At 72.9% G+C, this 24,340-nt stretch carries 17 protein-coding genes, 1 tRNA gene and 2 pseudogenes; 9 read left to right on the forward strand and 11 right to left on the reverse strand.

What is annotated here, in order from left to right; translation table 11 throughout:
• Window positions 1–942, forward strand: coding sequence for a beta-ketoacyl-ACP synthase III (locus tag OG472_RS34770; protein WP_405832848.1), 942 nt, complete (start codon window positions 1–3; stop codon window positions 940–942).
• Here OG472_RS34770 and OG472_RS34775 read toward each other — a convergent pair.
• On the reverse strand, window positions 926–2,095 hold the full coding sequence (locus tag OG472_RS34775) for a low temperature requirement protein A (RefSeq protein WP_401604890.1): 1,170 nt from the start codon (window positions 2,093–2,095) through the stop codon (window positions 926–928). The two genes, OG472_RS34770 and OG472_RS34775, sit on opposite strands and share 17 nt — an antisense overlap.
• Before the next feature lie 268 nt (window positions 2,096–2,363).
• On the opposite strand from OG472_RS34775, the gene OG472_RS34780 reads away from it, so the two are divergent.
• Window positions 2,364–2,448 (forward strand) — tRNA-Leu (locus tag OG472_RS34780).
• A 140-nt stretch (window positions 2,449–2,588) separates the two neighbouring features.
• The gene (locus OG472_RS34785) at window positions 2,589–4,376 is read left to right on the forward strand and encodes a DUF262 domain-containing protein (protein ID WP_401604892.1); all 1,788 of its coding nucleotides are present in this window, start codon (window positions 2,589–2,591) and stop codon (window positions 4,374–4,376) included.
• Between the two features lie 343 nt (window positions 4,377–4,719).
• Here OG472_RS34785 and OG472_RS34790 read toward each other — a convergent pair.
• Window positions 4,720–5,439: pseudogene (locus tag OG472_RS34790) on the reverse strand (IclR family transcriptional regulator C-terminal domain-containing protein); the annotation flags it as partial.
• Between the two features lie 812 nt (window positions 5,440–6,251).
• A complete protein-coding gene (locus OG472_RS34795; protein ID WP_401604895.1) occupies window positions 6,252–6,800 on the reverse strand; it encodes an RNA polymerase sigma factor in 549 nt (182 codons plus the stop codon).
• A 448-nt stretch (window positions 6,801–7,248) separates the two neighbouring features.
• Between OG472_RS34795 and metG the strand changes: the two genes are divergently transcribed.
• On the forward strand, window positions 7,249–8,964 hold the full coding sequence (gene metG, locus OG472_RS34800) for a methionine--tRNA ligase (RefSeq protein ID WP_401604896.1): 1,716 nt from the start codon (window positions 7,249–7,251) through the stop codon (window positions 8,962–8,964).
• 151 nt (window positions 8,965–9,115) lie between these two features.
• On the forward strand, window positions 9,116–10,324 hold the full coding sequence (locus tag OG472_RS34805; RefSeq protein ID WP_405942375.1) for a glycosyltransferase 87 family protein: 1,209 nt from the start codon (window positions 9,116–9,118) through the stop codon (window positions 10,322–10,324).
• 31 nt (window positions 10,325–10,355) lie between these two features.
• On the opposite strand, the gene OG472_RS34810 is transcribed toward OG472_RS34805, so the two are convergent.
• From OG472_RS34810 to OG472_RS34830, 5 genes and pseudogenes are all read right to left on the reverse strand, one after another.
• A complete protein-coding gene (locus OG472_RS34810) occupies window positions 10,356–11,012 on the reverse strand; it encodes a response regulator (RefSeq protein WP_405832853.1) in 657 nt (218 codons plus the stop codon).
• Complete coding sequence (locus OG472_RS34815; RefSeq protein ID WP_405943226.1) at window positions 11,000–12,247, reverse strand: sensor histidine kinase; 1,248 nt, start codon at window positions 12,245–12,247, stop codon at window positions 11,000–11,002. The genes OG472_RS34810 and OG472_RS34815 overlap by 13 nt, the downstream gene beginning before the upstream one ends.
• Window positions 12,248–12,402: 155 nt before the next feature.
• Window positions 12,403–13,945, reverse strand: a pseudogene (locus OG472_RS34820) (YfcC family protein).
• Entirely contained in the window at window positions 13,942–15,330 is a 1,389-nt protein-coding gene (locus OG472_RS34825) for a M20/M25/M40 family metallo-hydrolase (RefSeq protein ID WP_405832855.1), read from the reverse strand. Before OG472_RS34825 ends, OG472_RS34820 begins: the two are co-directional and overlap by 4 nt.
• Window positions 15,331–15,524: 194 nt before the next feature.
• Window positions 15,525–17,291, reverse strand: a complete 1,767-nt coding sequence (locus tag OG472_RS34830; RefSeq protein ID WP_405942376.1) for a serine/threonine-protein kinase — start codon at window positions 17,289–17,291, stop codon at window positions 15,525–15,527.
• A 201-nt stretch (window positions 17,292–17,492) separates the two neighbouring features.
• Between OG472_RS34830 and OG472_RS34835 the strand changes: the two genes are divergently transcribed.
• Both OG472_RS34835 and OG472_RS34840 read left to right on the forward strand, forming a co-directional pair.
• Window positions 17,493–18,098, forward strand: coding sequence for a hypothetical protein (locus OG472_RS34835; protein ID WP_405942377.1), 606 nt, complete (start codon window positions 17,493–17,495; stop codon window positions 18,096–18,098).
• 87 nt (window positions 18,099–18,185) lie between these two features.
• Complete coding sequence (locus OG472_RS34840) at window positions 18,186–18,962, forward strand: hypothetical protein (RefSeq protein ID WP_401604914.1); 777 nt, start codon at window positions 18,186–18,188, stop codon at window positions 18,960–18,962.
• A 32-nt stretch (window positions 18,963–18,994) separates the two neighbouring features.
• On the opposite strand, the gene OG472_RS34845 is transcribed toward OG472_RS34840, so the two are convergent.
• The 3 genes from OG472_RS34845 to OG472_RS34855 form a co-directional block, all read right to left on the reverse strand.
• Window positions 18,995–20,164 carry an MAB_1171c family putative transporter gene (locus OG472_RS34845; RefSeq protein ID WP_401604916.1) on the reverse strand — a complete coding sequence of 390 codons (1,170 nt, stop codon included), beginning with the start codon at window positions 20,162–20,164 and terminating at the stop codon, window positions 18,995–18,997.
• Window positions 20,161–20,718, reverse strand: a complete 558-nt coding sequence (locus OG472_RS34850) for a toxin-antitoxin system, toxin component (protein ID WP_327412539.1) — start codon at window positions 20,716–20,718, stop codon at window positions 20,161–20,163. Before OG472_RS34850 ends, OG472_RS34845 begins: the two co-directional genes overlap by 4 nt.
• A gap of 64 nt (window positions 20,719–20,782) precedes the next feature.
• The gene (locus OG472_RS34855) at window positions 20,783–21,451 is read right to left on the reverse strand and encodes a helix-turn-helix domain-containing protein (protein ID WP_383572409.1); all 669 of its coding nucleotides are present in this window, start codon (window positions 21,449–21,451) and stop codon (window positions 20,783–20,785) included.
• 216 nt (window positions 21,452–21,667) lie between these two features.
• Between OG472_RS34855 and OG472_RS34860 the strand changes: the two genes are divergently transcribed.
• A complete protein-coding gene (locus tag OG472_RS34860; RefSeq protein WP_401604920.1) occupies window positions 21,668–22,657 on the forward strand; it encodes a helix-turn-helix domain-containing protein in 990 nt (329 codons plus the stop codon).
• A 194-nt stretch (window positions 22,658–22,851) separates the two neighbouring features.
• Entirely contained in the window at window positions 22,852–24,207 is a 1,356-nt protein-coding gene (locus tag OG472_RS34865) for a 6-phospho-beta-glucosidase (protein ID WP_405832863.1), read from the forward strand.
• Window positions 24,208–24,340: the final 133 nt, after the last annotated feature.

The following is a 24,340-nucleotide window of genomic DNA, read 5'->3' on the forward strand; positions in this document are numbered from 1 at the left end:
ATGACCGGTTCACGCGTGGTGGCGCTAGGGCACTACCAGCCCGCGAAAGTGCTCACCAACGAGGACCTCGCGGCCATGGTCGACACCACCGACGAGTGGATCCGGTCCCGCGTCGGCATCCGCACCCGCCACATGGCGGGCCCGGACGAGCCGGTGGACGAGCTGGCCTACCAGGCTGCGGGCAAGGCGCTGGCCGGCGCCGGCCTGACCCCGGACGACATCGACCTCGTCCTGGTCGCCACCTCCACCGCGATCGACCGCTCGCCCAACATGGCCGCGCGCGTCGCCGCCAAGCTGGGCATGGGCGGCGGCCCCGCCGTGATGGACATCAACGTCGTCTGCTCGGGCTTCACCCACGCCCTGGCCACCGCCGACCACGCCATCCGCGCGGGCTCCGCCATCCGCGCCCTGGTCATCGGCGCGGACAAGATGACCGAGATCACCGACTGGAGCGACCGCACCACCTGCGTGCTCACCGGCGACGGCGCGGGCGCGGCCGTCGTCGAGGCCTGCGAGGAGCCGGGCATCGGCCCGGTGCTGTGGGGTTCGGTCCCGGAGATGGGCAACGCGGTCCGGATCGAGGGCTCGCCGCCGGTCTTCGCCCAGGAGGGCCAGTCCGTCTACCGCTGGACCACCAGCCAGCTCCCTCCGCTCGCCCGCAAGGTGTGCGAGAAGGCCGGGATCACCCCGGAGGACCTGGCCGCGGTCGTCCTCCACCAGGCGAACCTGCGGATCATCGAGCCGCTCGCCGCCAAGATCGGCGCCGTCAACGCCGTCGTCGCCCGCGATGTCGTCGACTCCGGCAACACCTCGGCCGCCAGCATCCCGATGGCCCTGTCCAAGCTGGTCCAGCGCGGCGAGATCCCCACCGGCGCCCCCGTCCTCCTCTTCGGCTTCGGCGGCAACCTCTCCTACGCGGGCCAGGTCATCCACTGCCCGTAGGCGTCGCGGTGCAGCCCGGGGTCCAGCGGACCTCGGCTGCCAGCGTCCCCAGCAGCACGACGACGAGCGCCACCAGCTGCCAGAGCCCGGAGGCGCCCGTGCCGGCCGGGACCGTCGCCAGGACGAGCACCAGCGCCGCCGCCCGGAACCGGGCCGGGCCGATCCCGAGGACGGCCCGGAAGGCCAGGTCACCGGCGAGGTACACGGCGACCCCGCCCGCGAGGGCGAGTGCCGGGCCGGTGTGCAGGTGCTCGCCCAGGTGCCCGATGGTCTTCTTGACGCCGGCCGCGAAGGCGGCGATCCCGAGCAGCATGGGCAGGAACGCGTAGTAGTAGGCGAGCATCGCCAGCTTGAAACGGTTCTCGGGCGGCGTCTCGGCGAAGACCTCCTCGGCCCGGCCCTCGTCGCGCACGAAGTACATCCACCACAGTGCCGACGCGACGGCGAGCGCGAGGAAGGCGCCCCCGGCGATCCCCACGGACAGCGGCAGCGAGCCGGTCCCGATGCCGATCGCGATGACGGACTCGCCGAAGACGATGATCAGCAGCAGCCCGTGCCGCTCCACGAGGTGCCCGGAGCTCATGCCGCCGAGCTGGTCGCTGACGGTCGTCACCGCGGCCACGGCCTCGGCGGGCTCCGCCCCGCTCGCCGCCACCCGCTGCACCAGCTGCGGCACGGCGAACTGGATCAGCAGGGCGAGCATCCACAGCCCCCAGGCGGGCGGCCCGTCGAAGAACCCGGCGGCCAGCACCGACAGCGCGCACAGCATGTTGGGGAGCGCGAACCAGAGCACTCCGAACCCGTGTGCCTGCGTGTAGAGGGCGCTGTGCACGAGGACGACGAACACGTACCCCAGGCCGAAGGCGATCCCGCCGGCGCCGAAGGCGGTGGGCACGGCCAGCGCGCACACCAGGAACGCCCCCATGGCCAGCATCAGCAGGATCCGCCGGACGGTCCGGTCCGGCGGCACCTGGTTGGTCAGGTGCGCGTAGCCCCCGTACATCCAGAACAGCACGGTGAAGATCAGCACCACCTGCCCCGCACCCCGCAGGGTCAGATCGTCCGCCAGCAGCACCGTCAACTGCGTGATGGTGAAGACGAAGACGAGGTCGAAGAACAGCTCCAGCGTGCTGACGCGGTGCTCGGTTTCCATGCGCGGCTCCCCCCGGATGTGTGCGCAGCCATCCGACCGCCCCGCATCCCCGATGTCCAGCCGGTATCGGCATCCGGAAGCCCCACGGCGCCGTCGCACCACCCCGCCCGACCTCGGCGAGACATTGCGTCTCGCTATGCCCGGCGGTGCATGCCCGCAGGTCAGCCCGGCGTGGCGGACGTCCGCCGCTCGGATAAGTGGTCGGAACCCCGCCGATCCTTTGCTATTGTTGTCCATGTCGCCGCGGGAAACCGGGGCCGACCACCTGGTCCGGGTGGCGGAATGGCAGACGCGCTAGCTTGAGGTGCTAGTGCCCTTTATCGGGCGTGGGGGTTCAAGTCCCCCCTCGGACACAAGCGAGAACCCCACTTCGGTGGGGTTTTTGTCGTTCCGGGGAGTGATACGCCGAGCCGAAGGCCACTCGGTGTGACGGAAGGGTCGGATAGCCTCCGGGAGTCCTGCACCCGCCCGTTCCGTGGAGGAACCGCACGCCATGGCCAAGCTGCTCTACAGCGACACGACACTCGCTGTGTCCCACCTCGTGAACGACATCGAGCGCGGAACCATAGCCCTGCCCGAGCTGCAGCGCCCGTACGTCTGGCCGGCGGCGAAGGCGCGTGACCTGTTCGACTCCATGTACAAGGGCTTCCCGGTCGGTTCCCTGCTGTTCTGGAAGACCGGGGCCGAACCGGGCGCCCGTCAGATCGGCACCGAGACCAAGCAGGCCGTGCCGCAGCACCTCATCGTCGACGGGCAGCAGCGGCTCACCTCCCTCTACGCCGTGATCACCGGTGCCGCCGTCCTCCGGGACGACTTCACCACGCGCCGGATCCGCCTCGCCTTCCGGCCGGCCGACGCCACGTTCGCCGTCACGGACGCCGCCGTCGAGAAGGATCCGGAGTACCTCCACGACATCAGCGCCCTGTGGGCGCCCAACAGCCGGAAGAAGGTCGTCCGGGCCTTCCTGGAGCGCCTCGCGGAGAAGCGGGAACTGGACGAGGAGGAGAAGGACCGCCTGGACACGGCGCTCGACGACCTCCACGGCCTCGGCAACTACCAGTTCAAGATCGTCGAACTGTCCGAGACCATCGACGAGGAGGAGGTCGCCGAGATCTTCGTCCGGATCAACAGCAACGGCGTCACCCTCAACCAGGCGGACTTCATCCTCACCCTGCTGTCCGTGTTCTGGGAGGAGGGCCGGCGCGCCCTGGAGGACTTCTGCCGCGAAGCCCACCAGCCGAGCGTCGACAACTCTTCCCCCTTCAACTGGCACATCCACCCCGAGCCCTCCCAGATGCTCCGCGTCACCACGGCGGTCGCCCTGCGCCGCGCCGTCCTCAAGCAGGTCTACGTCGTCCTGCGCGGCAGGGACGTCGACACAGGCAGGCCCTCCGCCGACCTTCGCGAAGAACAGTTCGGCCGCCTCCAGGCAGCGCAGAAGCACGCACTGGACCTGACGAACTGGCACGAGTTCCTCCAGTGCCTGGAGCGTGCGGGCTTCCGCGGCAGCAAGATGATCAGCTCCGCCAACGCCGTGATCTACACCTACGCCCTCTGGCTGGTCGGTCGCGTCGACTACCAGGTGCCGCTCGGCCGACTGCGCGAGACCATCGCGCGCTGGTTCTTCATGGCGCACACCACCAGCCGCTACTCCGGCTCGTTCGAGACCCGGGTCGAGCAGGACCTCGCCCGCCTGGCCGGCGTGGACCCCGGCGACGCCGACGCCTACCTCGCGACGTTGAACAAGGTCGTCGACGACACGCTCACCCAGGACTACTGGGCCATCACCCTGCCCAACAACCTGGAGACCGCCGCGTCGAAGTCCCCGGCCCTCATGGCGTACATCGCGGCGCTCAACATCCTGGACGCCGACGCCCTGCTGTCCACGGGGAAGGTGCGCACCCGTCTCGATCCGGCGATCACCGCGAAGAAGGCCATCGAGCGCCACCACCTCTTCCCGAAGAACCACCTGAAGAACAGCGGCATCACGGAGACCCCGCGCATCAACCAGATCGCCAACATGGCCCTGGTGGAGTGGAGCGACAACATCGCCATCTCCGATCAGCCGCCCGCGGCCTACTGGCCCGCCCAGGTCGCCGCCAAGCAGCTCCCCGGCGACCGGTTGGCCCGGCAGCGCTACTGGCACGCCCTCCCGGACGACTGGGAGCACATGCCGTACGACGAGTTCCTCCCGGCCCGCCGCACTCTGATCGCGGCGGTGGTCCGCGACGCGTTCACCAGGCTGAGCGAATCCACGCACCACGCCGCTCCGGGGCATTGAGCCGAGGCCGCCGCCGGACCGCTCACGTGCCCAGGACCACCAGGCCCGTCGGGGTGGTCAGGCTGCCCGGGGCGACCGAGGTGAAGGTGTGGGGGAGGGAGAGGCGCGGCCGGTCGGTGCGGGGGGTGGCGTCGAAGAGGTAGGCCGCCGCGGTCGTGGTGTCGCTGACCAGGTGGGGGCCGCCCGCGGCGGTCGTGGCTCCGGTCAGCGGGGTGCGGAAGAGGCGGCGCAGGTGGCGGAGGGTCTCCGGGGTGACCGGGGACCTCATCGGCGGGGGCTGCGCCGGGGGCCCGGCGGCGGGAACGTCTGCGGGGGCCGGGGCGTCCGGGGGGATCGCGCCGGTCAGGAGCAGTGCGAGGAGCACCGGGACGGCCTTGCGGCGCAGGGCCGCGGTGGCCTCGGGCAGCCGGTGGGCGTGGGCTGCGGGCAGGGAGAGCGCGAGGCTCCCGGCGGCGTCGCCGGCGGCGATCGGGACCGCCGAGCAGACGACCCCGGGGGAGTATTCGAGCAGGTCGAAGACGGGCGCGCCGGGAGCGACCGCGTCCAGGGCGGAGAACAGGGCCCGGCTGTCGGTGATGGTCTGCGGGGTGAGCCGGGCGGGCCGGTGCCGGGCCACGTGGTCGGCGCGGCGGTCGTGGTCGAGCTGGGTCAGCAGGCACTTGCCGACGGCGCTGGCGTGCGCGGCGGCCCGGAAGTCGACCCACTCCCGCACCGGCGGGGTCGCGGGCCCGTCCGCCATCTGCGTGATCCGGACCTCCCCGTCGGCGTACCGGCTGAGGTACACGGCGGCGCCCGCGCTGTCCCGGGCCAGGGCCAGGGTGCGCTGGAGCTGGCCGGCCAGGCCGTGGCCGCCGGGGGCGGCGAGCCGGTCCAGGGCGGGCCCGCGCCCGTACACCCCCGCGCCCGCACGGTACGCGTACTCCTCCTCGCACAGCATCGACAGGAGCCGGCGCAGCTCCGCCTCGGCGAGGCCCGACTCCCGGGCGAGCAGGGCGGCCCGCACCCCCAGCGGGTGCCGCTCCAGGACGCGTACGACGGCCAGCGCGCGGCGGGCCTCCGCCAGGGCCTCGCCCGTCCCGCCCTGGACGACCGTCCCGCGGGCCGCCGCCGTCAGCGCCGGGTGGCGCAGCGGTCCCGCGGACGGCCGGACCGGGGCCACCGGCGCCGGGACGGTCGCGGTCACGGAGACGGGCGGCGCCAGGAAGGCGGTCAGCACCGCGGACAGCCCGGGCCGCGGCAGGGGCACCGCGCCCAGGTCGGGGTCCTCGAACTGGTCGACGTGGCGCAGCACGGCCGCCTGCGCGCACAGCCGGACCTCCCGCAGGTCCCGCCGGCCGCCCGGCCGGAAGCCGCGGCGGCCCAGCTCGCGCGCCCAGTGCCGGGCGTCGTGGTGCTCACCGCGCCGGGAGTGGTCGAGGAAGAGGCAGTAAGCGGCCGCGGCGGTCGGAGGGCTCCCGGAACCGGCGGCGAACTGCCACCAGAAGCGGGCGCCTTCGCGCAGCCCGGCCAGGTGCAGCAGACAGCCGAAGACGACCGCGCCGGCCAGGTCGGTGTGCCCGCCGGTGCGGAAGGAGTCGAGGTGCGCCCCGGCCTTCGGCGCGCACACGGACGCCAGGCAGACGGCCTTGAGGTCGCGCCGCGCCCGTTCGGCGTCGAGCGGGCAGTCCCGGGCCGGATCGCTCCAGCCGTAGGCCGACCGGCGCCGGGCCCGGTGCCCGGGGACCGGACCGTGCGGTGTCGCGCGCAGCAGCCGGGCCTCGGCCGCGCCGAGGTCGTAGTACCGGTAGCGGTCGCGGACGCCCGCCCGGGCGAGGAATTCGGCGAGCGAGCGGGGGGCCGGGTCGCCGTCCTGCCGCTCCAGGGGCTCGTACCGCTTCATGAGCCGGCTGATTCGGCTGATTCGGCGGACGTGTCGAGGAGGCGGGCGAGCCGCCGGTGGGCCTGGCCGAGATAGGAGCGGACCGTGGCCTCGTCGACGCCCATCATCGCGGCGGCCTCACCGGGGGTGCACTGGAGCCCGTACCTCAGGAGGACGGCGTCGCGCTGCCGCTCGGCGAGCCGGGAGACGGCGGAGTAGAAGCGGATGGTGTCGGTCAGCACCTCGTACTGGTCGGCGTGGGCCTCCTTGAGGGCGGCCTCGAAGGCGCTGATGTCCATCGGCTCGGGCTGCTGCTGCCAGGGGTGGCGCCTGTGCTGCCGGTCGACAAGGCAGTGCTTGAGCACGGTCCACGCGTACGCGTCGAGTCGGTCCATGTGGAGCATCCGCAGCCATTCGCCCATGATCGAGTCGAAGGTGGCGTCCACCGCCTCCTCCGCCGCCTCGTCGGAACCCAGCTGCAGAAACGCGAAGCGCATGTACGCGGGCCGCCGATTGGCGTGGAAGGCCCAGTACGACAGCCGTGCCGTCGGATCCCACTGACTCATGGGAGTCGGCCGCCGACGCCGGCTCGGCAGTCCCACGGCCCCACCGGACTCCTCCGGTCCGCCATCGCTCACCGCTCCACCTCATCCCGTGTGCGCAGAACAGGAAAGCAGCGCGGGCGCACTCGGAGGGTGCAGAGAAGAAAGCTGGAAGCATTGCGTCGGCGATGATCGAACCGTGATCGATCTCGATCGCGCGGGGCTCCAGCCAGCGCATATGCATATGCCTGCTGCCGGTGCCGCCGGACCTCCGGTCCGGTGCCCTGCGGTCCGCCTGTAACATGGGCCCGATCGCGAGGGCCGTGACGGAGAGGTCACTGCCCTCGCTTTTGCGTTACGTCCACCCATGAACAAATGCGGCGCGTGGCCTTTCGGCGGTTCGATACGATGAACCGCACTCACAATCCGTCACGTCACGTGGTACCGCACATAGGAAATGGAGCATCCGAGGATGGCTCGACACCTGATCACCAGCGCGCTTCCGTACATCAACGGGATCAAGCACCTGGGCAACATGGTCGGGTCGATGCTTCCGGCGGATGTGTACTCCCGGTACCTCCGCCAGCGCGGCCACGACGTCCTCTACATCTGCGCCACCGACGAGCACGGCACCCCCGCCGAACTCGCCGCCAAGGAGGCCGGCATCTCGGTCGCCGAGTTCTGCGCGCAGGCCCACGACGCCCAGAAGGCGGTCTACGACGGCTTCGAGCTGTCCTTCGACTACTTCGGCCGCAGCTCCTCCGCGCAGAACCGCGAGATCACCCAGCACTTCGCGCGCAGGCTCCAGGAGAACGGCTTCATCGAGGAGCGCGCGATCCGGCAGGTCTACTCGCCGGTCGACGGCCGCTTCCTGCCGGACCGCTACGTCGAGGGCACCTGCCCGCACTGCGGCTACGACAAGGCCCGCGGCGACCAGTGCGAGAACTGCACCCGCGTCCTGGACCCCACGGACCTGATCGAGCCCCGCTCGGCCATCTCCGGCTCCACCGAGCTGGAGGTCCGCGAGACCAAGCACCTCTTCCTCCTGCAGTCCAAGCTCCAGCACGAGGTCGAGGCCTGGGTCGCCGAGCACGAGGAGGAGTGGCCGCAGCTGGCCTCCTCCATCGCCCGCAAGTGGCTGACCGAGGGCCTGCACGACCGCGCCATCACCCGCGACCTCGACTGGGGCGTGCCGGTCCCGGCCGACACCTGGCCCGAGCTGGCCGCCGAGGGCAAGGTCTTCTACGTCTGGTTCGACGCCCCGATCGAGTACATCGGCTCCACCAAGGAGTGGTCCGACCTGGACCCGGCGAACCGCGACTACAAGTCGTGGTGGTACGAGGCCGAGGACGTCCGCTACACGCAGTTCATGGCCAAGGACAACGTCCCGTTCCACACGGTGATGTTCCCCGCCACCGAACTGGCCACCCGCGAGCCGTGGAAGAAGGTCGACTACGTCAAGGCCTTCAACTGGCTGACGTACTACGGCGGCAAGTTCTCCACCTCGCAGAAGCGCGGCGTCTTCACCGACCAGGCGCTGGAGATCCTCCCGGCCGACTTCTGGCGCTACTTCCTCATCGCCAACGCGCCCGAGTCCGACGACTCGTCCTTCACGTGGGAGCACTTCGCCGCCACGGTCAACAAGGACCTCGGCGGCACCCTCGGCAACTTCGTCAACCGCGTACTGACCTTCTCCCGCAAGAAGTTCGGCGACGAGGTCCCCGCGGGCAGCCCCGCCGGAGAGGTCGAGGCCAAGCTGGGCGAGCAGATCGCCGAGCTGCTGGCCGAGTACGAGGGCCACATGGAGTCCCTCCAGTACCGCAAGGCGGCGGCCGCGCTGCGCGCCCTGTGGTCGGCCGGCAACGCCTACCTGGACGAGAAGGCCCCCTGGCTGGAGGTCAAGACCGACCTGGAGGGCGCGGCGCTCACCCTGCGCACCGCGATGAACCTGATCCACCTCTACTCGGTGGTCTCCGAGCCGTTCATCCCGGCCTCGGCGCGCGCCATGCGCTCCTCCTTCGCGCTCGCCGATGACACGGCCACCTGGGTCACCCCGGAGCAGGCCAAGGCGCTGGACGCGGTCCCGGCCGGTACGCCGTTCACCGTGCCGCCGGTGCTCTTCGCGCGGGTCACCGAGGAGGACCTGGAGTCCTACCGCGAGCGCTTCGGCGGTTCCCCGGAGGCGTGAGCCTTCGAGTGACGACTCCGTGAGGGGCGCGGCCTTCGGGCGCCGCGCCCCTTTCGCGTTGCCGCCGGGCGGGAACGGTAGGGAAAACCCCACCGCGAAGTGTCCACCTGGGCGTGCAGACCTGGCGGAGCCGCGCGGCTGGAATGGGGCCATGACCCTTTCCCGTACCGCCCGTTGGACCGCGGGCTGGCTGCTCGCGGCCGCCTGGGCGCTGTCCTTCCCGCTCCTGTCCCCACTGGAACCCCACCGGCTGTGGGGCTGGTGCGCGGCCTGCGGGTACCTCGTCGCCGCCGTGGCCGCCGCCCTGGACCGCCGCCGCGCCGCCCTCGCCGCCGCGCTGCTCGGCGCCGTCGCCGTACCGCTGCTGTGGCTGGTCCTGACCGGCCGGGGCCAGTCGGAGGTGATGGTCATCGAACGGTCCGGGCGGCTCCTGCTGGAGTCCGGCCGGCTCTACGTCGACCGGCCCGCGGCCGTCGAGGAGTACACGCCGTACCTGCCGGGCATGGCCCTCCTCGGCATCCCGAGGGCCCTGCTCGGCGGCGGGGACGGCTGGGCCGTCCGGCTGCTGGGCGATGCCCGGATCTGGTGCGCGGCGGCCCTGTTCGCCGGCCTGTGGGCCGGGCGGAGGCTGCTCGGCGCGGCCCGGTCGCCGCTGCTTCCCGTGCTGGTGGCCTCGCCCCTGGTGGCCATGCCCCTGGCCGTGAGCGGGGTGGACCTGCCGCTGGCCGGGCTGTGCTGCCTGGCGCTCGCCGCCGCGGCTGCGGGCCGGCCGGTGGCGGCCGGCGCGGCACTCGCCGGGGCGTGCGCGCTGAAGTGGACGGCGCTCCCCGCGGTGGCGGTGGCGGTGGCCCTGCTCGCCGTCTGCCGGGGCGGGCGATCGGCGGTGCGCTGCGGACTGACCGCGGCAGGAGGCACGGCCCTGCTGGTGCTGCCCGGTGCCCTGCTCCAGCCCGGCGAGCTGTGGCGGCAGGTGTTCGCCTTCCCCACCGGGCGCGCGGAGGTCGCGACCCCGGCCGGCAGCCCGCTCCCGGGACATCTGCTGGCCGAACTGGGCCCCTGGGGCTGGTATTTGACGGTAAGTCTGCTCCTGCTCGGCGGTCTGACCGTGGCCCTCTCGCTGCTGGTCCGGCCCCCGCGCACGCTGGTCGCGGCGGCGGACCGCCTCGCGATCGGTTTCACCACGGCCTTCCTGCTGGCCCCCGCGGGCCGCTTCGGCTACCTGGCGCTGCTGCTGCTGCTGGCCCTCTGGTCCCGCACGGTCGCCGCGCCCCCGCGCCCCACCCGCGTCGTGGCGGGTTCCCGGCAGCCGGGGATCCTCCCGTCGGCGGTGCGCGGGTCCGGGGAAACCTCCCGGCGGTAGCCGGGGGAGCAGGATCCGAAGAGGAGAGGGCCTATCCGTCGGCGCCGCGCAGGTGGGCCAGGACCGCGAGGACGCGGCGGTTGCCCTCGGTGGCGTCCAGGTCGAGTTTCGTGAAGATGCTGGACGCGTGTTTGACCACAGCGGCCTCGGTGATGAACAGCCGTGCGGCCAGGGCCTGGTTGTTGAGGCCCGAGGCCATCAGGGTCAGCACCTCGCGCTCGCGCGGGGTCAGCCGGGCCAGTGGCCGGTCCTCGGACCGGCGGCTGAGCAGGACCCGTACCACCTCCGGGTCGATGACGGTCTGGCCGTCGGCGACCCGCTGGAGGGCGTCCAGGAACTCGGCCACCTCGCCGACGCGGTCCTTGAGGAGATAGCCCAGCCCGGCGGCCGAGGCGCCGGTGAGCAGCTGCGTGGCGTAGGCCGTGGCGACGTACTGGGAGAGCACGAGCACGGGCAACGAGGCGTCCCGGGAGCGGAGTTCGAGCGCCGCCCGCAGGCCTTCGTCGCGGAAGCCGGGCGGCATCCGCACGTCGGTGACGACGGCGTCCGGCCGCTCCGCCTCCACCGCCCGTACGAGCTCCTCGGCGCTGCCGACGGAGGCGAGGACCCGGTGGCCGCCACGGGTGAGGAGTTCCGTCAGCCCGGCGCGCAGCAGGACGGAGTCCTCGGCGAGGATCAGCCGGAGCACGGGACCTCCACGCGCAGTTCGGTCGGCCCGCCCACCGGACTGGACACCACCAGTCTGCCCTTCAACATCGCCACCCTGTCCGCGAGTCCCGCCAGGCCCGCCCCCGCGCCGGGATCGGCGCCGCCGTGGCCGTCGTCGGTGACGGAGAGGGTGAGCCGGTCGCCCTCGACCCTACCCGCGACCGTGATCCGCGAGGCACCGCTGTGCTTGGCGGCGTTCGTGAGGGCCTCGGTGACCGTGAAGTACGCGGTGATCTCGACCGGTTCGGGCAGCCGGGGCAGCTCCAGGTCCACCGTGACCGGCACGGGATGGCGCAGGGCCACCTCGGCCACGGCCGCCGCGAGCCCGTGGTCGGTGAGCACCTGCGGGTGGATGCCCCGTACGAGGTCGCGCAGTTGCTCCAGGGCCACCTTCGCCTCGCCGCGGCCCCGCGCGACCAGCGCGGCGGCCTCCGCGGCCTCCGGCAGTCCCCGCAGTTCCAGCTCGGCGAGACCCAGGGTCATGCTGAGCGCGACCAGCTGCTGCTGGGCGCCGTCGTGCAAGTCCCGTTCGATGCGGCGCCGTTCGGCCTCGAAGGCCTCGACGAGCCGGACCCGGGAGCGGGTGAGCTCCAGGACCCGGTCGGCCTCCTCGCGCGGCCCGAGCAGCCAGCGCACGGTCGCGACCTGCGCCCACGCGAGCAGGGCTCCCGCGTACGCGGCCACCGCCAGCCCGGCCAGTCCGGCCGCCGTGCCGGCCAGGCCCTCCAGCGGGCCGGAGACGGGCCGGCCGGGGATCAGCATCATGTGGTCCGGGGCGATGGCCCGGACGATGACCGGGGTCGCGACGAGGATCAGGGAGAACGCCACCAGGGTGATCACCAGGAACCCGGCCGCGCCGAAGACCGGCCCGAGCAGGGCGGCGTACCCGAACTCCCGCCAGGTGGCCCGCTCGCGCAGCCGCGTCCGCAGCCAGGCCGCGGCCCCGGCCCCGGCGAGCGAGGTGTGCGGGTCCGCCACGCGCACGGGCTCCACCCACCGCAGCCGCCGGCGCTCCAGCGCCCCCAGCGGTACGCCGGCGAGGACCGCGCAGAGCAGGAGCAGCAGCCCGATCCCGGCCACCGCGAGCACCACGCCGAGCCCGACGAGCAGCCCCAGGGCGACCAGTACCGGATAGCCGATGAGGAACCCGCTGCCCGCGTACGCCCAGCACCGCCAGGGCCACCACGAGCCCAGGAAGCGCAGGGGCCGGCGCATCGCCGCCCGGACGGCGACGGGTGGCCCGGCAGGCGGTTCACCTGCCGGTGGTTCTGTGGCCGGTGCGACGGCCGGTTCGTCGAGGGGGTGGGAGTCGGACATGTGACCCCAGTCTAGGAGGTGCCGGCCGGGCGCGGACCGGACCCGTCACCCCGTCACATCGCCGCTCCCAGGGCCAGGAAGCCGCAGATCAGTACGAAGAGGAGGGCCAGCAGGGGCCAGACGAACCGCAGGTACTTGTCGTAGCCGACCTTGGCCAGGGCCACGCCGCCGACCACCACGGCCGACGTGGGGACCCACAGGTTCATCCAGCCGCTCGCCGACTGCCAGGCCGTGACCGTCAGCGCCCGGGAGACGCCCGCGAAGTCGGCGAGCGGGGGCCAGGATCGGCATGGCGAGGGTGGCGTGGCCGGAGGTCGAGGGGATCAGGAAGGCCAGCGGGAGGTTGACCACGAAGACCATCACCGCGAAGGCCGCGGACGAAGTGCCCTCGACCACGCCCTCGATGGAGTGCAGGACGGTGTCGGTGATCTTCGAGTTGTTCATGATGACGGTGACCCCGCGGGCCAGCATGATGACGAGGGCCGGTGAGATGAAGTCGGCGGCGCCTTGGACGATCGTGGCGCTGAGCTTCGCCTCTCCCATCCGCGCCACCAGGCCCACCAGCACCGCCGCGCACATGAACAGCGCCGAGAGCTGCGGGAACGACCAGTCCAGCTCCCAGGAGTACGCGGCCGCCTCCGCCTCACCGGTGAGCGCGCCGGACCAGGGGACCACCGAGAAGATCATGAAGGAGAAGACCAGGACGACCAGGACCAGCACCGTCTTGTGCAGGCGGGTCAGTTCGGGCTCCTGCTGGTCGGCTCCCGTCGCCTTCCGCTCCCGGTCGCCCGGCAGGAAGCCGCACAGGGACTTGGCCGGGTCCCTCTGCACGCGCCTGGCGTACCGGACGACGTAGAGGATGGTCACGGCCGTGAGCACCACCCACATCAGGGAGCGCAGTGCGATGCCGTCGCCCAGCGAGATCTCGGCGGCCGAGGAGGCCACACCGGTCGCGAACGGGTTCACCGTGGAGCACAGGACGCCGATGCCCGCGCCGAGGACGGCCGAGCCGACGGCGACGAGCCGGTCGTAGCCGAGGGCGAGCATCATCGGGACCAGCAGACCGTAGAAGCCGAGGGTCTCCTCCGCGAAGCCCTCCACCGTGCCGAGGACGGAGAACACCAGCATCACGGCGGCGATCAGCAGCGCCCCGCGGTCGCGCAGCCGGTGCGCGAGGACGGCGATGCCGCGGTCGAGGGCGCCCGTGGCGAAGACGACCGTGATGAACGCGCCGATGGAGAGGACGAAGAGGAAGACGCCCGCACTGCCGTACAGGTCGCCGCTGAAGCCGGGGCCGACCTCGCCGGTCCGCTCGTCCTTGATGCCGTAGAGGCCGTTCACGGGGGAGAGGAAGAGGTCGGTGAGGCGCTCGGTGAAGCTCTGGGTGTCGTGGACCCGGTGGTAGGTGCCGGAGAGGGGGACGCCGCTGTCGTTGCGCTCGTACTGGCCGGCCGGGACGAGGAAGGCCAGCAGCCAGACCGCCAGCGTGACCACGGCCAGGATGGTCAGCGCGCTCGGGAAGGCGAACTTCGGGGCCGCGGGACCCTCTTCCGGTGCCCGGGCCGGGGCGCCGGGACCGGGCGGCGCGGTGGTCACCGGGCGCCTGCCGCGGGAGCCGGGCCCGCCGCGCGGTAGTCCGCCGCGTACTCCCGTACGAAGGCGGCCATCGCCACGACCGTGTTGCGGACCTCGGACAGCAGTACGCGCTCGTTGGGGGCGTGCAGGTTGCACATGCTGTCCTGCGCGCCGAACAGCAGCACCTCGGCGCCCGGAGCCGCCTTCGCGAGGCCGTTCACCAGCGGGATGGAGCCCCCCGTGGCGACGTACGAGGCTTCGGTGCCCCAGGCCTCCTTGAGGGCGGTGAGCGCCGCGCGGTAAGCGGGCCCGCCCGTGCGGGCCTCGTAGCCGGGTCCGGTGTCGCCCGGTGTGACGGTGAGGGGGACGCCGAAGGGGCGCTGCGCGCGCAGGTGCTCCACCAGCGCCGCCCGGGCCTCGTGCGGATCCTGGAGCGGATGGAAGCGGAGGTTCAGCCTGGCCCGGGCGTACGGGACCACCGCCGAGGCGGCGTGGTCCACGGAGGGCGCGTCCAGGCCGATGACGGTGACGGCCGGACCGCTCCACAGCCGCTCGCCGAGCGATCCGGTGCCGAGCAGCGGGAGGCCGTCGACGACGGACGCGAGGTCGCGGAACTCCTCCTCGGTGTAGGTCGTCCCGTCCCACGGGTCGCGGCGCAGGCCCGGTACGGCCACGTCCCCGCCGGCGTCGTGCAGGGTGGCGAGGGCGCGCAGGAGCACGAGCAGGGCGTCGGGGGCGGCTCCCCCGAACTCCCCGCTGTGGCGCGGCTCGGCGAGGGTGCGCACCTCCACGGTCACCTCGCAGGCCCCGCGCACGCCGGTGGTCAGGGTCGGGGTGCCGGGCCGCAGGTTGCCGAGGTCGGCGATGACCACCGCGTCGCAGGCGAACCGGCCCGGATCGGAGGGCGGGTAGTCGTCGAAGGCGCTGCCGTACTCCTCCTGCCCCTCGATCACCAGCTTGATCCCCACCGGCGGGCGGCCGCCGTAGAGCCGCAGCATGCCGAGGTGGGCGATCAGGTTCGACTTGTCGTCGGCGATGCCGCGGGCCCGCAGACCGCCGGGTACGGGGGTGGGTTCGAAGGGCGGGGAGAGCCAGAGGGAGGTGTCGCCGGCGGGCTGGACGTCGTAGTGCCCGTAGAGCAGGACGGTGGGGGCGTCCGGCTCGGGGGGCGGGATCTCGCCGTAGACCACGGGGGAGGTGCCGGGCAGGTCGATCCGCTCGACTGTGGGGACCCCGGCCTCGCGCAGGAGGGAGACGATCAGGTCGTACGCCTCCCGGACCGGTTCGGGCGGATAGCCGGGGAAGGCCACGGAAGGGATCGACGCCAGCCGCTCCAGATCCGCCTGCAGACCCTCCATCAGGGCGTCGGCCCGGCTCTCGAGGCTGCTCGGGCTGTCCGGTTCCATCCGCCACCATCCCTCAGAGGGGTCCGCTCCCCCGAGCATGGAGCGGGGGCGTAGCGGGTGGCGTGGTGGAATGCGCCGGACGAGTGAACCGGACGGCACTCTCCCGGTCCGCTGTTCGGCCGGTCCGGAGTCGTTCCGGCCTGGTGCTCAGCAGGTCCGCAGCCGTCCCGGCCCGAGTCGTCCGGGCCCGGTGTTCAGCCGGTCCGTGCGAAGGTCCGCACGGCCGTGTCGAAGTAGCCCCGCGCCTCGCCGGAGCGTCCGACCGGCGAGGAGACCCACACGTCGTACAGCCGGCCGCCCTCCTCCCAGCACAGGTCGCGGGTGTGCCGGGAGCCTTCGGCCGCCGAGAAGCCGTTCCAGGTGAACAGCCAGAGGGCGGCCTCGTGGCCGTTGTGCGTGCTGGCCGCGACCTCGGCGTCCCGGTAACCGGGGTTGTTGGACGGCCCCTTGGCGTGGGCCCGTTGATGCACGGCGAGCGGCCCGCCCGACTCCGGATCGGCCACCTTGATGCCGATGCGGAAGGTCTCACCTGGGGACACGTAGAAGATCCGCGGACCCTCGACCTTGCGCGTGAAGCCGAGGGGGACGGCGAGGGAGAAGGCCTCCGGGTCCTCGGCGATCCGGTAGCCGGCCGGGGCGCCCTTGTCGTCGGAGGACGGGGGAACCGGCTGCGGCGCCGCAGGGGTCACCACCGCGCCGGTCCGCTCGCCGGGGCCGCCGGGGGAGAGCGCGGGGGTGGTGGGCGCAGGGGTCGTGGGTGCGGGGGTCGGGGAGGTGACCGTGTCCGGAGCCGGGCTGCGGCCGCCGGCCGCCCCGCTGGTGGAGGCCTGTCCCCGGCGTTCGTCGTCGTTCATGAGCAGCGCGGCGGCGGAGACGCCCGCCCCGGCGATCGCGGCCACCAGCAGGCCGGCGATCAGCGCGGCCCCCGGCCGCCGCTTCCCCGAGGCGGAGGCGGAGGCGGCCGATGCCGGGACCGAGGCCACGGGGGCGGTCACGGGCGCCGTCGCCGGCACGAGCGTCGGCCTCGGTGCCTGCGGAGGTGCCGGTGGCGGTACGGGCACCGGTGCGGGTACGGCGGGCCTGGCCACGTCCTGCGTCGGCGTGTACTCCGGAGCCGCCGCCGCGTACGCCCGCAGCAGCAGCAGCAGCAGCAGCCGCTCCGCCTCGTCCGCGCCGAGCCGCTCGGCCGGATCGCGCTCCAGCAGCCCCTGCACCACAGGCAGCAGCGGCCCGCACGCGGCGGGCGGCCGGATCTCGTCGAAGACCACTGCGTGCAGCACCCCGCCGAGCGAGTCCCGCCGGAACGGGGACGCCCCGCTCACCGCCGCGCAGAGCAGGGCGCCCAGCGACCACAGGTCGGACTCGGGACCCACCGGTGTCTGCGCGGACATCCGTTCGGGCGCGGTGTACTCCGGGGATCCGACGAAGGCCCCGGTCGAGGTGAGCGTCGTCGCGCCCGCCACCTGCGCGATCCCGAAGTCCGTGAGGACGGGCCGGCCGCCCGGTGCCTCGAGCAGGACGTTCGCCGGCTTGATGTCCCGGTGCAGCACACCCGCCGCGTGGGCCGTGCGCAGGGCGCCGAGCAGGGCGATCCCGATCCGGGCCCCCTCCGCGGGATCCACGGGGCCGGTCCGGGAGAGCCGGTCGGCGAGGGAGCCGCCCTCGACCAGCTCCATGACGATGTACGGGCGTTCGTCGTCCTCGACGATGTCGTGCACGACGATGATGTGCGGGTGCTTGAGCTGAGCCGCCGCGCGGGCCTCGCGGAGCGTGCGCTCGCGCTGGAGCCGGGCCTCGTCCTCGGACAGCGCGGGATCGAGCGCCACCTCCTTGACGGCGACGCACCGGCGAAGCAGCTGGTCGGTGGCGCGCCACACGATGCCCATGCCACCGCGGCCGAGCTTGGCATCCAGCTGGTAACGCCCGGCGATCAGTCGGGCGTTCTCCCCCTGGGTCCCCATGGCGACATCATGCCGCATCGCCGCCGTGGGCCGGGCCGGGCGCACGCACGGCGGACGCGGCCGGGTGACGAGGGACGCACGACCGGGTGACGTGACCCCCGCGTCCGGGTTCCCGATCCGTCCGCGGCGTGTCGAAGACGGGCCTTGATCGTTTCTTCAGCGGTGACCCATGCATCTGCTGCGGAATTCGGGAGGACGCGCGTGACCGCTTGGCAGTACTTCGCCGGGGCGGGGCTGGTGGCGGCCCTCTGCCCGCTGCACGGCCACGTGGCGGTCGCGGGCGACGGCCACGGCCGCGGAGCCCGCGTCGACCTGTGCGTGCCGATGAAAGGGCCGCAGCCGAAGGGGCCCGTCGCCCCGCCTTCCGGGAGGCCCTCGGTACGGGCGGCCGTGCCCGGCGCCGACCGGCCCACCGTGCACCACCCGGGTCGGATGCCCGCGCCGGCCGTCGCCGCGCCGGGACGGCCGGAGCGGCCCGGACGGCCCGAGCCTGCGCAGGCGCCGGTCGTGCCGGCTCCGGCGGCGCCCTCCCCGGAGGCCGCGGCCGGGGAGGCGGAGCCGCCGGTGCCCGCGCCGGATCCCGGGGGCGCCGCCGCAGGAGCGCCCGCCGACGCACCCGCCCCGCCCTCGCCCAGGGCCGCTGCCGCCTCGCGCGTGAGTGCCTTCCACGTGCGTCCGTACCGCGCGGTGGCCCTGGAGCGGCGCGGCCCGAAGGGGATGTCCACCGTGATGCTCATGGTCGTCGTCACCACCCCGGCCGTACTCGCCGCGGCCGCCCTGCGTCCGCGCTCCAAGAGCCGCGGCTGACCGCCTGTTCCAGGAGCCGCGGCCGCCCGCCGCCCACCGCGCCCCGCCGACCCCACCACCCACCCCACCCACACCGGGAGAATCCACGTGTCCGAATGGCTGGTCCTGGCCATTGCCATGGCGCTCGTCTGCGCCGTCGTCCTCGCCATCACCACGATCCGGCACCGCCGGGCCGCGGACGACGAGGACACCAGCGAAACCCCCGACGTCATCGAGTACATGACGATGATGGTGGGCGTGGTCTATGCCATCGTGCTGGGCCTGGCCATCGCGGGCGTCTGGGAGGCGCGCGGCGCCGCGGAGGACAGCGTGCGCCGCGAGGCCCAGGCGCTGTACGAGGTCACCCAGCGCGCCGACGTCTACCCGGCCGCGGTCCGCGACCGGATCCGCGGCGAGGTGGACGCGTACGTCTCCCACACCGTCGCCGTGGACTGGCCGCTGCTGACCTCCGGGGAGGGCGCGTCGGCCGAGGGCGCCCAGCTGCTGGGCAAGCTGCGCAGCGACGTCACCCACCAGAGCCCCGCCACCGAACTCCAGGCGCAGGCGTACCAGCCGCTGCTGGACCACATCGCGGCGGCCGACGACGCCCGCCACTCGCGGACGCAGAGCTCGGAGTCCACGCTGCCGAGCGTGGTGTGGTTCGGGCTGCTGGTCGGCGGGGTGGTCACCGTCGGGCTGATCTTCACCCTGCAGATCCGCCGCTCCGGGCGGGAGTTGCTGCTCGCCGGCCTGTTCAGCGCGCTGATCGTGTTCCTGCTGTTCATGGTGTGGAGCTTCGACGCGCCCTACGGGCGGGACGGGATCGACTCCGCGGGCCCGTTCCAGGACCTGTTCCCGAAGACGGCGGTGACCGCGGCCCGCTGAGCCGCGGCCTGCCGAGCCCGCAGGGTCGCCCGCTAGACCGCGACCTGCTGACGGACCGCCTGCACCACCGGTGAATGCCGCAGGGCGTGGGAGATCGCCAGCAGGTCGCGCGGCACGTCGGGGGTGTCGAGCAGGGTCTCCTCGTCCTCGCCGATGATCTTTCCCTCGGGGTCCGCGGAGCGGGCCCGCACGGCGGCCGCGACCATGGCGGCGTCGGCGATCGCGCGGGCGGTCTCCTCGTCGGCCCCTCCGGCGACGGCGCTCTCGTAGGCGCCGTCGCGCAGGCCCTTGTCGAAGTACGGGCCCAGGTGCAGGAAGCCGTCGTGGATGTCCGACTCCCGCTGGATCACCCGCAGCTCAGCCGCCGACCACCAGGCCATCTGCACGGAGGGCGTGCCGCCGGGCGCGGAGATCTGCACCTCCTGCCACAGCGCGCCGAGCCGGCGGTACGTCGCCCAGGTCTGCCAGTGGTCCGACAGCCGCTGGCAGACGAGCGGGACCACGAAACCCATCGCGCTGATCAGCGCGCCCAGGGCGGCGAGCGGCGGGGCGACGTAGGTGCTCAGATCGTCGAGGTCGTGGCCCAGCCAGCGGGCGACCACCGCGGAGATCTTGGTGGCGTCGTAGGTGAGGTTGAAGATGTAGCCGGAGACGATGATCATCAGGCCGACCCGCAGCCAGCCGCGCACCTGCAGGGACCAGCGCCAGCACAGGACCACCATCACCACCGCGGCCACGTGGTGGGCCAGCAGGTAGAGGGCGATCATCATCCCGATGTACGGGGTGTTCGCGTAGAAGGTGTCGAAGTCGCGCAGCCGCTCCACCGGGGTGTCACCGAGGGCGAACAGCACGATCAGGGCCACGATGACGAGGCTGTAGCCCGTGATCCAGCGGCGCGAGACGCGTCGGGTCTGTTCGGGCGGTCCGCCCCGCCAGTTGACCATCAGGACCAGGCAGGAGGCGCTGAAGGCGGTGATCAGGCAGTACACCAGGGGGGCCGAGACGTTGACGATCCCGGTCCAGCGATTGACCGCCGCGATGGTGGGCGGGGCCGCGAAGAAGAACACCGCTCCCGCAAGAGTCAGCAGGGCGACGACCGAACGCAGGAGCGGGTCGCGCCAGTTGTGCCGCAAGGCCGGCAGCTTGAAGGCGAGTGAGATCGCCATCGCGGCCGCCGGTATGTAGTAGTCCTCGCCGTTCAACGGTCGTTCCTGTGCCCCCGGTAGCCCAGCGAGGCCTCGATCCGGCCCGCCAGTTGGTCGCGCTGGACCGGAGCCCGGTGGCCGGCCGATCCGGCCAGCCAGTTCCGGCATCGACTGCCCAGCAGTAAGCCGAAGGTTTCGGCCTCGGTCTCCTCCTGTACGTCGGCGCGCGTGCGCGCCGCGACACGGCGGACGGTCTCTCCGATGTCCGCCTCGTCGGTCAGCAGCCGCGCGGCGACGGCGGCGCCGTCGACGTGGTGGCTGCAGTGGCCGGCCTTCATGTGCCACAGCTCGTGGCCCAGGATCACCAGTTGGTGGTCGGGAGCGGTGCGTTCCTCGATGACCACGAGATCGCGGTCCGCCATGTCGAGCCAGAGGCCGCTGGCCGTCCGCGGGGGGAACGAGGCCATCCGGAAGTCCACCCGACGGCCGCGGTGTCTGCTCATGCCCTCGCAGAGGGCAGCGTAGAGGTCCACGGGTTCCACGGGTGCGGTCAGCCGGATGCCGGCCACCAGCTCCCCGCACAACCGCCGCTGCTCTCTGCCTATGCTCACCGTTCTCCCCGTCGGCGCGGATCCGGATCAGGACTCAAGGATCAGACCCAGACTTTCGACTGGGTCAGGATTCGTTCGGTTTTACGCTTTCGAGGAGCATGTCCAGCCATTCGGTCACCTTGTCCCGGTGCTTGTCGCTGGGCAGTTGGGCGGCGCGCCAGGCGATGCCGCGCACGCCGTGGTTCTGGAGGAGTCTTGCCAGCGGATCGCCCGCCGATGCGGCCGCGGCCGGTACGGTTTCCCGCGCGCGCCCCGCGAAGTCCTGCAGCAGCTGTTGTTCGGTCCGCTGGAGCGCGTCGGTGAGGGCGTCGGAGTCGTGCGCCGTGAGGAACCCGGCGTGCACCCCGAAGAAGCGCTGGATCGCGTCGCAGTGTTCCATGGTGGGGCGGCGGTCGCCGTTGATCAGGGCCCCGGCCTGCTGCCGCGACATGCCGGCGCCGTCCGCGATCTCCTGCTGCGTGTAGCGGCGGCCGTTGGGTTTGACGCGGGTGCGCCTCAGCAGGTCGAGCCGCTGGAGGAACCGGGTCTGCAGATCGGGTTCGCCGGCCGGCCTGCCGTCGAGGAGGGTCTTGACCACGTCCGTGGGCACGCCGGAGGCCTCAGAGAGCCGCCGCAGGTCGAAGACGTGGTTCGGGTCGCGGCCCATCTTGGCCGCGAGTTCGGCGACGCGCGTGATGGTGGCTGCCAGGGGTGCGTTGGCCACCGCGACGGGAGCCGGGAAGCCGTCTGTCACCAGTGGTTCTCCTAGATCGCGCGAAGTCGGTACGGCACATGGTCGGCTTCTGGAATCTAGCCGCTCTCGCCCGGAAGGGCTAGAACGTGCCACAGCTGTGGCGGGAATGAGCTGTCAAGAGGCTGGAATTGCCACAATAGTTGACACTCGAATGAAGTCGGTAGCAGGATCGCCACACGGAAATGAAGATCCAGACCGGAGGAGGGGGAGCTCTCGGTGCCACATCTCGCAGCGGTGGGCCCGTCCGATGGCCTCGCCCGAGCCGGTGAGGAGCGCCTGGCGGGCGAGGAGTCCGCACGGGGCGCCGTGCGGTCGGAGCGACGCAAGGAGATTTTGCGCCAGCGCCGCGAGGAGCTGGGGCTGAGCCAGGAGGACCTCGCCGCCCGGCTGCGCATCAGCGTGCGTGCATACGGAAACTGGGAACGCGGCCTCGTCAAGGAGTGGACGGACCGCAAACTGCTCGCCCTGGCCGAGGCCTTGGAGATGAGCGAGCGGCAGTGCTTCTGGCTGTTCCGCGTCATGGTCGACCGCGACCCGCCGCCCACGTGGCGGGCCGCCGAGGAGAACAGACTGCCCGAGGACCCCGCGCAGCGCGACTACCTGTGCGACTATGCGGCCCTCATGGAGTCCGTGCCGTACCCGAGCTTCCTGGTGGACCACCGCTGGGACGTCGCACTCACCAACTCGGCCTTCGACCAGCTCTTCCAGTCCGTACGGCCGCACCCGACGGCCCTGCCGGACGACAACTTCCTGCGCTTCGTGCTGTTCCACCCGGACGCGGCGGCCGTGCTGGAGGACCACGAACCGGCCTGGTGCGTACCGCTGCTGGCCCAGTTCGCGGCCGCCCTGGCCGCGGCTCCGGAGGACGAGGGGCTGCGCAGCATCCGCCAGGAGGTGGCCCGTGACCCGTTCATGGAGGCCGCCTACCGGTACGGGGTGCCGCACTGGCTGAGCATGCGCGGGGCCGAGGCCGCCGAGATGGACGGGGCGGTGCGGACCGTGCGCCACCCCGACCCGCGGAGGGGGCTGGTGCGCTGCCGGATGGTGGCCGAAACCAGCCGGATGCTGGGCGAGATGGGGCTGACGCGGATCACCCTGATCCTGTCGGCGCCGCAGGGCGGACCGGTGGGTCCCGTGCGGGGCGGCGCCGGGGTCGTGCACCAGCAGGGCGCCCGGCTGCGCGCCGTGCCGTCGCTGGGGGAGTGACCGGCCGGGGCAGACTGGTGCCGGCGGGTGCGCGCCTCGGGTTCCCTGCCACCGATCGTGTCGACGATCGTGGCATCGGAGCCCCCGGAGCCGCCGCCGGCACGATCGTGGTGCGTGGAACGGCCACGGGAGCTGCCACTGTCACCGGCACCTGCCGTGGCATGTGCACCGGCACGGGCGAAGGGCGGTAGGGCGTGCGGCTGACGATCCTCGGCGGGGGCGGTTTCCGGGTACCGCTCGTCTACGGAGCACTGCTCGGCGACCACGCCGAGGGCCGGGTGTCCCATGTGACGCTGTACGACGAGGACCCGGCGCGGCTCACCGCCATGGCCCGCGTCCTTCACGACCAGGCCGCGGCCGCCGGCGTACCGGACGCCCCGGCCGTCACCGCCACCGGGGACCTCGACGAGGCCCTGCGCGGCGCGGACTTCATCTTCTCGGCCATCCGCGTCGGCGGCCTGGACGGACGCGCCGCGGACGAGCGGATCGCCCTGGCCGAGGGAGTGCTGGGCCAGGAGACGGTGGGCGCGGGCGGCATCGCGTACGGCCTGCGGACCGTGCCGGTGGCCCGCGCGATCGCGCGCAGGATCGCCCGTACCGCCCCCGAGGCGTGGGTCATCAACTTCACCAACCCGGCGGGTCTGGTCACCGAGGCCATGGCCGAGGAGCTCGGCGAGCGGGTGATCGGCATCTGCGACTCCCCCGTGGGCCTCGGCCGGCGCATCGCCCGGCTGCTCGGGGCCCGGCCGGGGGAGGCGTGGATCGACTACGTCGGTCTCAACCACCTGGGCTGGGTGCGCGGGCTGCGCATCGGCGGCCGCGACGAACTCCCCCGGCTGCTGGCCGACACCAAGGCCCTGGAGTCCTTCGAGGAGGGCCGCCTCTTCGGAGCCGAGTGGCTGCGCTCGCTCGGCGCGATCCCCAACGAGTACCTGCACTACTACTACTTCAACCGTGACACCGTACGGGCGTACCAGGAAGCCGTGCAGACCCGCGGGGCCTTCCTGCGCGACCAGCAGCGCGGCTTCTACGCCGAGGCCGGCCGGGCCGGGCAGCCGGCCGGGGCGGCGCTGGCCGCCTGGGACCGGACCCGGGCCGAGCGCGAGGCCACGTACATGGCCGAGAACCGCGAGGCGGCCGGCGTCGGCGAGCGCGACGAGAGCGACCTCGAGTCCGGGGGCTACGAGAAGGTCGCGCTCGCCCTGATGCGGGCCATCGCCCGGGACGAGCGGGCCACGCTGATCCTCAATGTCCGCAACGGCTCGACGCTGTCGGTCCTGGACGCCGGGGCGGTCATCGAGGTGCCCTGCCTGGTCGACGCGAACGGCGCCCACCCGGTCGGCGTCGAACCGCTGCCGCTGCACGCGGTGGGGCTCGTGACGGCCGTCAAGGCGGTCGAACGGGAGGTCCTGGCGGCCGCGGCGAGCGGGTCCCGGGCGGCCGCGGTCAAGGCCTTCGCGCTGCACCCGCTGGTGGACTCCGTGGCCGTGGCGCGGCGGCTGCTCGACGGGTACGCGGCGGAGCACCCGGGCCTGGCCTACCTGCGCTGATCCGCCTGCGCCGAGCGCCGCCCGGTCCCCCCGTACGGCGCAGTGCCGCATGCGGTGGGGCGGGGGCGCTGTGAGAGTGCGAGGGTGACCACTGCTCCCGCCGTAGCCGCCGCGCCACCCGTGCTCGACCGGG

The sequence above is a fragment of the Streptomyces sp. NBC_00207 genome (genome assembly GCF_045160965.1).
Lineage (GTDB): Bacteria > Actinomycetota > Actinomycetes > Streptomycetales > Streptomycetaceae > Streptomyces.